Below are 11,344 nucleotides of genomic sequence, written 5' to 3' on the forward strand. Positions count from 1 at the left end.
AACAGCTTAAGCAAAAAATGAAATCGCTGATGGCGATTTCATTTTTTTGTTTGCTTTAAGAGCGCTTTCAGTTGTAACCTAATAGTTAGTGCATAAATCGTTTTAAAGGAGGGACAAACATGAGCAAGCAGCTGCAGAAATACATCAGCGTGGCCTTTTTCGCTTTTTGGGGCGGGGCAGCGCGCTACTGGCTGAATGCCAATTTCTCTTTCTATGGCACGATTCTGGGCAATATTGCCGGCTGCTTTCTGCTGGCCTTTTTGATCTACTTCTTCTTGACTATGGGCATTACGAACCCTTGGCTCAACGTGGGCCTGGGAACCGGCTTTGTCGGAGCCTTTACCACCTTCTCCAGCTTTAAGCTGGATACTTTGAAGCTGCTCTTGGCTGGCAGCAGCCTGACCGCGCTCTGGTATTTTGTCTTCTCTATTCTGCTGGGCTTCCTGTTTGCGGCGCTTGGCAAGCGGTGCGGCCTGTTTTTGGCGCAGCGCGTTTTAAGGAGGTAGAGCAATGTTTGCTGTCGTTGGTTTGGGGGCCGCGCTTGGCGCGGTCGCCCGCTTCGCGCTGACTAATTATGGGAAGAAGCACTGGATGCGGCAGACGGATCTGCCGCTTCCGACGCTGGTGATCAACCTGACCGGGACCTTTTTGCTGGGCCTGCTTTACGCGCTCCAGGTCAATCCGGCCCTGTATGCCTTCTTGGGTACGGGCGTTCTGGGCGGCTACACCACCTTTTCCACCCTGAATACCGAGCTGGTCGCTCTGGCCTCCTCTCAGCGCAAGCGGACTTTGAAGATCTATCTGCTGGCTTCTTATGCTGGCGGGATGATCCTGGTTACAATTGGGTATTTCCTTGGAAAGTTGTTGCAATGAAAAATGTACCGCAATCGCTAAAGAAAGTTTTTTGGATCGCTGTGGCCGCCTTGTCCCTGGTCTGTCTGCTAACGGGGCCGATGACCTTTAAGTCGGAAGACACGCAGGAATTCGCGACGGAAATGATTGACAAGTTCGCGGATGAAGAAGATGATACCGCCTTGGCGATCGTTGCCAGGGCAACGGTCGCGGCAGGACTGAAGGATGAGCTGGTCAAGCAGGTGCCGGATACGCTGAAGGTCAGCGGCTCTTACATCAGCCTCTACCATTTCGTCTCCAAGTACAAGAACCGGCAAGAGGTCCAGGCCAAGGACCTGCAACTGCATCCCAAGAACCGGGTCCAGCAGTTCCTGACCTACCTGATTCTCTATTTGATCAATACGGAGTTCCAGGTCCACCATGATGACATTGAGCAGATTTTTGTCATCTACCAGCTGTCGGTCTGGATGGTCGTGATCCTGTATCTGCTTGGCGCGGTTTTGATCATCTTCCGCCGGCGCCTGGCCTGGCTGCCAATCCTGCTTGGGGGCGGGGCGGCTTTTGGCTGCCAGATCTTCATGACCCAATACATGACCAATCTGGCTCAGCGGGAAGTCTACTCCAAGATCTTCTTCAGCTATTCCTGGCCCAGCGTGGTCGGCTTCGCGCTGGCCGTCTTGCTGAGCTGCTACATGGCGGCCGGCGATTGGAAAGTCATCCAGGAAAAGAAGCAGCAAATAAGCAGCCTAAACAAGAAAAATAAGTAAAGCAAAGATTAGCCAAAAGCTAAGAAAATAAATCCTGAAGGGCAGCAGACCTGCTTTTCAGGATTATTTTTATTTAATTCTTTTTTAATCTTGCTTGAGCAGGCACTGATATAACAAAACAAGTATAAGATTAAGCAATGATGTCCAGAAATACACCGCTTTTTGGCGAGGGCTGGCGCTTGCCCATTGTTGACAACTTATATATAATAATTAACATGTATGACTGCATGCTTTATTAATCATGCAAATTGTTAAATAAATAACGATTTAAAATAACACATGGTTAGGCCTTGCTTAAGGCAGCGCGAGTCAGCCACCCGGCTGAACTGATTTGAGGAGAAACAAATGGAACGGTTTAAGCTTGATCCACAAGAATTAAAGAAAATCGAGTCGAGCAGAATTGCCATGGGCGTCTACCAATTCGTTGACGGTCGTCTGTTGATGCTGGCGGCGTCGCGCGGTTTCAGCGAAATGTACGGGCAAACGCCTGCTCAGCGGCTTAAAGAAGCCGGCACGAGCCTGTTTCGCTACATTCATCCAGATGATCTGGCTTACATTCAAAACCAGCTGCTGGCTTTTGCCAGCGGCAAGGCAGCCGTATTCAACGCGATCTACCGGATCAAGACGCCAATTGACGAGGACTACGCGGTCGTTCAGGCGCAAGGCAAGCACCGCCTGCAAGGGGGCCACGAGACGATCGTAATTTGGTTTACCAAGGAAAGCAGCCAGCGGCTGGCCCAATTTTTCAGGGACGATGAAGCTTCAGAGCCAGTGCTTAAGCAAAAGCCGATGCGGCAGTACTATGACGTCTTGACGGGATTGCCGGCAACCTCCTACTTTTATGAACTCGCTGATGCCGGGACCAAGCGCATGTTCAAAGAAGGGAAGCGGCCGGTCGTGCTGGCCTTCAACCTGATTGGCTTCAGGCAGTTCAACCGCCAGTACTCTTACTCTGAAGGCAACCAGCTCTTGATTGCCTTCGCGGATCTGCTGCGCCGCACTTTTACCAATGAAAACTGTGCCCGTTTTGATGAGGACAACTTTTACGCTTATACGAGCGAAAACAACCTGGGCGCCCACCTGCGCAAATTGCTCCAGCAGGCCAGAACAATCAACCATGGCCAGTCTTTATGCGTGAGGATCGGGGTATATGATGAAGCCAACCTGACCTATGAAGACATCAAGTCGGTCTGTGACTATGCGATGTTGGCCTGCAACCGTGACCGCAAGCAGGTTGGCTCGCATATTGCCTATTTTGAAAAAGACAGCAAGCATGAAATTGAGTTTGAGGACTATATCCTCAGCAATTTTGACCAAGCCTTGAAAGAGGGCTGGATTGAGCCCTACTACCAGCCGATCGTCCGGATTCTGAACGGACAGACTGGCAACTGGGAGGCGCTGGCCAGATGGCGGGATCCAGAAAGCGGAACCCTGCGCGACGAGCAGTTCATTCCAATTCTTGACCGGGCCAATGTGCTTTACCGCCTGGACCTGTACATGATCGAACGGGTCATTGCCGACTTGCAGAAGCTGAAACAGCGGGGCTGCGACGATATTGCCATTTCCATCAACCTCTTCAGCTCTGAATTTGAGCAGTTCAACATGGCCGAGGCCATCAGCCGCAAGTTCAAAGAGTCGGGCCTGTCCCCAGAGCTCTTGGTTATCGAAATCACCAACGACATCCGTGCGCTTGATTTAGAGAAGATCAAGCAGCAAATGGAAATTTTTGAACAGAACGGCTTTTCCGTCTGGGTCGACAATTTTGGCGAAGGCTATTCCTCAGTTGGCATCATGAGGCAGAGCTTTCCGATTACCTGCATCAAGTTTGACGCCAGCTTCATGAACGATGCCGATCAGAAGCGGTCCAAGGTCGTTTTGAAAAAGATGATCGAGATGGCGGAAGAATTGGGCATCGACACCGTCGTGGAAGGAGTTGAGAATGCCGACCAGCTGCTCGTGCTGCGGGAGATCGGCTGCTCCGCCGTCCAGGGCTACTACTTCGGCTTGCCAAAGAGCTTTGAAGAGGCTTACCGCGACTGGATCGTTGGGCCAAATGCCAACGTCGAGCGCTTAGAAGAATCCAACTACTACAACGTGATGGGGATGCTGAGCCTGGATAGGCCCAGATTCAAGCAGGAGGTTCAAGATCCAAGCCTGTCCTTTGAAGAGGACGACCCGATTTTTGAAAAGTACTTTAAGGGGACGCCAATCGGCCTGCTTGAGTACCGCGACGGCAAGATGTATTACGTGCGGGGCAATGAGGGCTACACCCAATACCTGATCGCCTGCGGGTCCGTGACCCTGAAGGAAATGGAAGAGGATCCGTTCAATACGGAGCTCAAAGCGATCGGGCCGCAGTACCTCGTGGACGTTAAGGAATGGATCAAGGAAGAATACTGGCACGATCACCGGACCAAATGGCACTTCAGCGTGCACAGCTTTCCAAACAACTTGTATGTGGAAGGCTACCAGCGGATTATCTCCAGAAATCCCAACACTGGTGCCTTTGCCATGGTCGATGTCCTGACTTCCTATAATGCCAACCAGGTCTACCATCAAAAGGCGCGCAACGACTTAGGCGTACTGGTCAATTTTAACCTGAATACTGATCAGTACCGGGACATGCCAATGCCATACCTCATCGTGACCCCGGTCTACCGCAAGGGCAAGCCGGTCGACATGCAATATGTCTACGTCAACCAGGCTTACGCGGATGTCATCGGCCAGACGCGCGAAAGGCTGCTCAGCTCTAGAATGTCCAAGTTTACGACTGAGAAAGATTTTCCATATTGGATGAGGGAATTTGCCAGGACGGCTAAAACCCGGAAGCTGCAGACGGGGATTTTCAAAAACCATTACGGTCACTGGTATGAATACGTGGTCGCGCCTGCCTCCGTGCCTGATGCCTACTCGCTGGTCTTGATCAACATTGACAAGCAGAAGCAGAGCGAACTTGAATTGGAAAAGAAGCAGCAGACCAACAAGGAGATCATTCAACTGTCAGAAAGGTTGAACGTCAAGAACAGCAAGCTGGAGACGGCAATCGCGGATGCCTTGGGCACTCTGGGCCGGGACATCGGAGCCGACCGCTTCTATTTGATGGAAACCGACCAGCGCTTTGCCAAGAATACCTATGAATGGGTCAGACACGGGATTGCCTCCGCCCAGGCCAAGCAGCAGTACGTCAATATTACCAGTGATGGCCACGGCTTGAAGAAGGGCGAGCTCGCCGCGCTTGAAAGCATGGTTTTGACGGATCCGGCTGAAATCAAGGCGAAGTTTCCCGACATCATTGCTTCTTATACTGACTATGAAGTCAAGAACCTGATGTTCGCGGCCTTTTACGAAAGCGGGGCGATCAAGGGTTTCGTGGTCGCCGAAAACTTTGACGCGGACCTGAACATTGACTTCAAGAACTTGATTGAGCTGACCGCGGACTTCCTTGGCGCAAAGATCATTAGCCGCAATCTGGAGCTGCAGCGCGATACCGACGTCTTGACCGGCCTGAATGACCGGCACCCGTACTTGGCCAAGGTCAAGCGCTACCGGCAGGCTGAAGCCAGCCAGGGGATTGGCGTGGTCTACTGTGATCTTAACGGACTTAAAGAGACCAACGACCAGCTGGGCCACCCGGCTGGGGATGCCCTTTTGATCAAGGCCGGAAACTTCTTGAGCGAGAACTTTGACCACCGCTTCGTTTACCGCGTTGGGGGCGATGAGTTCGTCATTCTTGATGACGAAAACACTAGATTGGACTTTTTGAAGAAGTGCCACGACTTTGCTCGCAAGCTGACTCAGCCTGACACGCCGTCCATCTCGATCGGGGTAGAGTGGTGCGCTGACTCGCATAAGCTGGAAGAGGCTATCAGCAGCGCCGACCGCAAGATGCAGGAAGCCAAGAACGAATACTACAAGAAGCACAAGCGCTACCGCTAAGATAGGCTATAATTGTAGTCAGAAGTCTAAAGCTAGCTTGGAGAGAAAAAATATGAAAAAGCTTAAAAGCACTACAGTCTATTCCATCATCATCGCGCTGGTGATGGCGGCTTTTGGCGTGCTCAGCTTGTATGGCCGCGGGGAAAGTGGCTTTTATCAGGGAATTTTTTCAGAAGACAAGATTGCCGATGTTACCAATTCCTGGACGGACGCCAAGGGACGCAAGGCAGAGCTGGGTGACCTGCGGCCGGACAAGGGGACGGATCACAAGTCGATCTATCTCAAGCTGCCTGAAAACCTGGGAAACAATGAGCACTTGATTCTGGTCTCAGACAATATCGAGCAAATCAGCTTCTACGTTGGCAACAAGCGGATCTACGTGAGTCACCCGCAGGTCAGCACGGCCTGGCTGCAGCTGACGCCTAAGAAGCAGCCTTTAACCAGTGAAATCATGGTGCCCAAGAAGTATGCCGGGCAAACTGCCCGCCTGTACCTGAGCGGCATTCAGCAAGCCAGCGGGCAGATCTTCAACTGCCGCCTGGGCAGCAGCGGCCGCTACCTGAGCGACTACCTGAAGAACAATACCCTGCCGGAACTGCTGGACATGGTCATCATCCTGCTGGGGCTGACGACCTTTATTTTGACCTTGACCGCGCCTTTGATTGACAAGATGCGGTCCAGCCTGCGCTATTTCGCGGAATCTTCGATTCTGTTCGGGCTTTGGCAGCTGCAGCTGGAATACGTGCCCGCCATTCTTTATGGGCACTTCCGGATTTGGCGCTTGTTCAACTATCCAGTCTTGATGGTGCTGCCATATTTGCTGATCATGGTCATCAACGCCCAGCTTGAGCAGCCACGCAAGGGCTATGCCGCCTTTGGCTTTGCCTTGTCCATGATTGACGTGGCCTACGTGGCCGGCAGCTGGCTGCTTTTTAAGAGAGAAATGTCCGATGCCGTGCCGGTCTTCCAGCTGGTTTTTGCCATTGCCTTCGTTTTCGGCATGCTGGTGAGCGGCATCGATCTGTGGCGGCACTACGCGCGAAAGAGGGCGGAAAAAGAGACCAAGCCGCTGATCCTTGATGATTTTGAAGCCGAAAAGCAGAAGGCCAAGGAAACGGAAAGCAAACTGATGCTGCCGCTGCATTGGCTGCTCTTGGCCGGCATGGCCGCCTTGTCGCTCAGCGCGGTCTTTGACTTGTACCAGCAAGTGGCCACGCATGGGGGCTGGATCGGCTACCCAGCCCTGCGGCTGATCTTCTTCTGCCTGCAGGTGGTCGTGTTCAGGCAATTGCTGGTTTCAGAATTAGCCGGCATGCAGCACAAGGGGCAAGACGATACCTATCTCAAGATGGTCAATTACGATCAATTGACTGGTCTTTACTCCCAGTACTACCTAACCAAGAAGCTAAACGCCCGCCGGCAGGCCAGCGTATCTTTCATGCCGACGATCGTCTACTTCAACTTGGCCAAGTTCAAGCTCTATAACGTCATCAATGGCCACGAGGCCGGTGACGAATGCTTGAAGAAGGTAGCCCAGGTCTTGACGGAGATTTTCGGCAGCGAGAACATGGCCCGCTTTGGGAACGACCACTTCGTCGTGATCTCGGCTGATGAAGACCAGACCATCAAGAACGTGCAAAAGGCCAATGAGGCAGTTTCCAAGCTTGATCCTTCCTTCAAGCTGTACCTGAAGGCCGGAATCTACTACTCAGACGGTACCGAATCGATTGATACTGAATACGACTATGCCAAGACGGCCTGCGATGAGGTCAAGGAAGGCGCCAAGAAGTGCTACCAGGTCTACACGGCGGAATTCAGCGAAAAAGCTGAATACACCAAGTTCGTTGTTGACCACATTGATGACGCCATCAAGAACGGAGACGTTGAGGTCTTCTTCCAGCCGCAAGTGCACCTGATGGATGGCAAGCTGTCCGGCTTGGAAGCTCTGGCCCGCTGGAGTGACCAAAACCGCGGCTTCATGTCGCCTGGCCGCTTCGTGCCAATTCTGGAAGACTCCAACCTGACCTACAAGTTGGACATGTACGTCCTTGAGGAAGCTGCCAAATTGATCAAGCAGCGAATGGCTGAAGGCAAGCCGATGGTGCCTGTGTCCTTCAACCTGTCGCGGACCGACTTCGTGACGACCAACCCCAACCAGATTCTGGTGGATTTGACCAAGCGGTATGATATTCCCCGGGAAATGCTGCGGGTGGAAATTACGGAAACCATCCTGACCGAAGATCCGGTCAAGATCAAGCGGGCTATCGACCAGTTTCACAAAGATGGCTTCCAGGTCCTGATGGACGACTTCGGAAGCGGGGCTTCCAGCTTGAACACCCTGAAGGAATACGGCTTTGATGAAATCAAGCTGGATATGATCTTCATGCGCAACTTTGATGAAAACAGCGAAAAGGTCATCCGGCCCCTGATCTCCATGGCCAAAAGCCTGAACGTCCACACCTTGTGCGAAGGGGTGGAAAGCGAGCGGCAGCTGGCCTTCTTGAAGGACATTGGCTGCGAAGTCGTTCAGGGCTACTACTACGGCAAGCCAAACAACTTCACCGAAGTCGAAGAGCACCTGGAAGACATGGGCGTTGAATGGGAGAATAGCGACGAGAACAGCTTCTTTGAAACGGTTGGCCTGGTCGACGTCAACAGCGACCAGCCGCTGGCGCTGTTGGCTTATGGCCAGGGCGACTTTAGCTACTACTACATGAACTCTGGCTTTCGATCCTTTGCCGCGCAAATCGGCATTACTCTGCAAGACAAGCACCAAATGGCCTGGAGCGATGAAGATCTGCAGCGGCAGCTGGCCGCTTTTGCCAGCGTTGCCCAGCGCTCGGCCCATGAGCAGATCGCGGCGCTGACCAGTGCGGGCGAGACTTACCGCCTGCGCTTCAAGCTGATCGTGCGCGGGGACAAGCATGCCATGTTCAAGGTCACCCTTTTGGGCAGTCAGAATGACGCGGTTACGGAAGGCAAGCAGGCTTATGAAAAGCTGCCGCTCCCTTATGTCATCGTCCGGCCATACTATACGCATAGCGAAATTGGCGCTGAAGCTGAATTCGTTGGCGTCAACAGGGCCTTTTGCCAGCAGGTTGGCTTGACCAAGAACGAATTGCTGGGCAAGAAGCTGACAGAAGTGCTGCCAGGCGACAACCCGCAATGGGTCAAATTGCCGTTAGCAGTGCTGCAGACAGGTCGGGCCAGCTCGCGCCGGCTCTATTCCAAGGCCATGGAATCCTGGGCTGAGTTTACCTTGATTCCAGCAGAGACTCCTGGCTGCGTGGCATATGCCTTCACCAAGATTGCCGGCGACTCAAGCGAACTCAAGCGCCTGAAGCAGGCGCCGGACGTAGCGGCCCAAGCCAGCATCCTGGCCTGGACCCTGAATGGCCCAGAAGACCACGTCTCCCAGATCAACTTCTCGCTGGCGGAAGTTGCCAGCCTGCTTGAGCCCGACCGGGTCTACCTGCTGACGAACCACGGCGGGGCCGGCAAGCTGGAATATGAATGGACCAAGAAACAGAGCCTGCTGGGACGGATTTCTGACCGCTTGAGTCAGGCCTTGATCGGGTACTTGGAACAGCTGCGGGCCGGGCAGCCATACCTGTATATCAGCAACATGGAAAGCCTGCGCTTTGACCGCGAGCTCTATGAGCTGACCCGGAAGAATATCAGAATTCTCCTGGTGCCGCTCTTTAAGGGGCAGGAATTGCTGGGCTACCTTGGGGTGGAAAACTTTGAGGCCGACCGTTTGGCTTACGCCAAGGACCTGTTGGCCCAATACACCCAGTATTTGTCATCTAAACTGGCTACGATCCAGCGGATGTCTGAACTGGCAGCCGGCACGCCAAGCGACCACTTAACCGGCTTGGGCAATCAGACGGCATACGAGGCCAAGCTGGCTGAACTTAAGGAAGCCAAGATTCCAGCCGGCTTGCTGTATACTGACCTGTACGGCTTGCGGGACTTTAACGTTGATCATGGCCCGCAGGAAGGGAACCTGCTCTTGCAGCAGACCGCTGACCTGCTCAATGACATTTTCCCCGCCCAGAACCTGTACCGGATAGGCGGGGAAGTCTTCGTGGCAGTCCTGCCGCAAGTCAGCCAGGAAGCTTTCGCGGCCAAGCAGCAGGAGCTCCAGGCGGCCCTGGCAAAGAGTACTCGGATCGACCTATTGGTGACTGGCAAGATCTGCGATTATCCAAAGCACATCCAGCAAGCCGCCAAGCAGCTTGACCAAGCCTTAGCTGACCTGAAGGCTGGTCATTAGCCTGCAAAATTGCAAAGCAAGAGTCCTTTTCTGCAAAGAAGAGGACTCTTTTTTTCGGGCAAAAGCCTGAGCATGGTATAATATAGGCCAATCAAATTAAAGCAGGCTGTCTAAAACAGATAATAAAAAAGAGGTAGACGTGATGAAGAAGATCTTATTTGTGTGCCATGGCAATATCTGCCGGTCGCCAATGGCGGAATTTACCATGAAGCAGCTCTTAGCACAAAATGGCCTGGCGGATCAGGTTGAAGTTGCCTCCGCGGCTACGACCAGCGATGAGATCAATGCTGGCGGCTACGGGAACCCGATCGATCCGCGGGCCCAGCGGGAGCTGAGCAAGCAGCACGTGCCTTTTGGCCAGCACTACGCGACCTTGTTGACCAAGGAAGACTATGGCAAGTATGACTACTTGATTGCCATGGACTCAGAGAACCTGCTGGACATGAACCGGATTACCGGCGGGGATCCAGCTCGCAAAGAAGTGAAGCTGCGCCAGTTCACCGGCAGCTTTGCCGATATCGACGACCCTTGGTACACCAATGACTTTGCGACGGCCTTCAAGCAAATCAAGGAGGGCTGCGAGGCCTTGCTGGAAACGGTTAAAAAGGATTTGGCCCAATAGCTGGCAAAATGTAGTAGAATCTATTTTGGATAAAAGTAATTAAGTAATTAGCAGCAACAATTAGCAATTGTTGTGCATTAGTAAGGAATAGGTTCTATGAGAAGATTTACGATTTTGCACCCAAGCGGCCGGATTGCCGGTCTGGTCATCAAGCGCCTGCTGAGCGAGGAACGGTTCGCGGACGTTCAATTGACCTTGCTGGCAGAAATGCCGGAAAAGCTGACTGAACTGCAGGGCAATGGCCGCGTGACCATTATTTCCGGCAGCAGCCGGGACTACGAGGCCGTATTGACGGCAACCAAGGACGCGGACCTGGTCTTTTTGGCTAAAGTGGATGACCGCAAGTTTACGCCAACGACCAAGAACTTGGTCAAAGCCAGCAAAGAGAATGGCTTTGGGCGCGTGATTGCCCTCAGCTTGGCTGGCCTGTATTATGAGATCCCTGGCGAATTTGGCTGCTGGGTCGACGAAATGGTCGGCAGCGGCCGCTTCCTGCCTGCCAGAGAAGCCGGCCAGCGGCTGGAGCAGTCAGGCCTGAACTACACCCTGATCAGAATGCCGGCTTTGACCAACTGGCCAGACGTCAAGTACGTCACTACTGAGCGGGGGGAGACCTTTGAAGGAGTCTCCGTCTCTAGAAGCTCAGTGGCTGACCTGGTCTTGAAGGCGATGGCGGACCCATCCTTTGCGGCCTTTGCCAGCGTTGGCATCGTGCAGCCGGAGACCGCAGGCTATACCCGTCCAGTCTATTAAACGGCTCTCTGCTGTGATTTGAGATATATAAAAAGGCTTCCAGAAGTTTTGTCACTTCTAGAAGCCTTTTTAATTCGTTAGTTCTTTATTACGTTGAGGGCGAGAAAACTTGGCATTTCAATGCCGAGTTGAATCGCC

7 protein-coding genes are annotated in these 11,344 nt (G+C 53.0%); all 7 read left to right on the forward strand.

Going from position 1 to position 11,344, the window contains the following annotated elements; all coding sequences use genetic code 11:
* Positions 1 to 119 precede the first annotated feature (119 nt).
* The 7 genes from OCH80_RS07610 to OCH80_RS07640 all read left to right on the forward strand — a co-directional run bounded on the left by OCH80_RS07610 (position 120) and on the right by OCH80_RS07640 (position 11,206).
* Positions 120 to 506, forward strand: a complete 387-nt coding sequence (locus tag OCH80_RS07610) for a fluoride efflux transporter FluC (RefSeq protein ID WP_404539573.1) — start codon at positions 120 to 122, stop codon at positions 504 to 506.
* Between the two features lie 4 nt (positions 507 to 510).
* The gene (crcB, locus tag OCH80_RS07615; RefSeq protein ID WP_404539575.1) at positions 511 to 873 is read left to right on the forward strand and encodes a fluoride efflux transporter CrcB; all 363 of its coding nucleotides are present in this window, start codon (positions 511 to 513) and stop codon (positions 871 to 873) included.
* A complete protein-coding gene (locus OCH80_RS07620) occupies positions 870 to 1,619 on the forward strand; it encodes a hypothetical protein (protein WP_404539578.1) in 750 nt (249 codons plus the stop codon). The genes crcB and OCH80_RS07620 overlap by 4 nt, the downstream gene beginning before the upstream one ends.
* A 345-nt stretch (positions 1,620 to 1,964) precedes the next feature.
* On the forward strand, positions 1,965 to 5,555 hold the full coding sequence (locus OCH80_RS07625; protein WP_404539580.1) for an EAL domain-containing protein: 3,591 nt from the start codon (positions 1,965 to 1,967) through the stop codon (positions 5,553 to 5,555).
* A gap of 52 nt (positions 5,556 to 5,607) precedes the next feature.
* The gene (locus tag OCH80_RS07630; RefSeq protein ID WP_404539583.1) at positions 5,608 to 9,831 is read left to right on the forward strand and encodes an EAL domain-containing protein; all 4,224 of its coding nucleotides are present in this window, start codon (positions 5,608 to 5,610) and stop codon (positions 9,829 to 9,831) included.
* Positions 9,832 to 9,973: 142 nt separating this feature from the next.
* On the forward strand, positions 9,974 to 10,453 hold the full coding sequence (locus OCH80_RS07635; RefSeq protein ID WP_404539585.1) for a low molecular weight protein-tyrosine-phosphatase: 480 nt from the start codon (positions 9,974 to 9,976) through the stop codon (positions 10,451 to 10,453).
* A 96-nt stretch (positions 10,454 to 10,549) separates the two neighbouring features.
* A complete protein-coding gene (locus OCH80_RS07640; RefSeq protein WP_404539588.1) occupies positions 10,550 to 11,206 on the forward strand; it encodes an NAD(P)H-binding protein in 657 nt (218 codons plus the stop codon).
* The last annotated feature ends 138 nt before the right edge of the window (positions 11,207 to 11,344 follow it).

The sequence above is a fragment of the Lactobacillus sp. 23-2 genome (assembly GCF_044902225.1).
In the GTDB taxonomy this organism is placed as follows: Bacteria; Bacillota; Bacilli; order Lactobacillales; family Lactobacillaceae; genus Lactobacillus; species Lactobacillus absianus.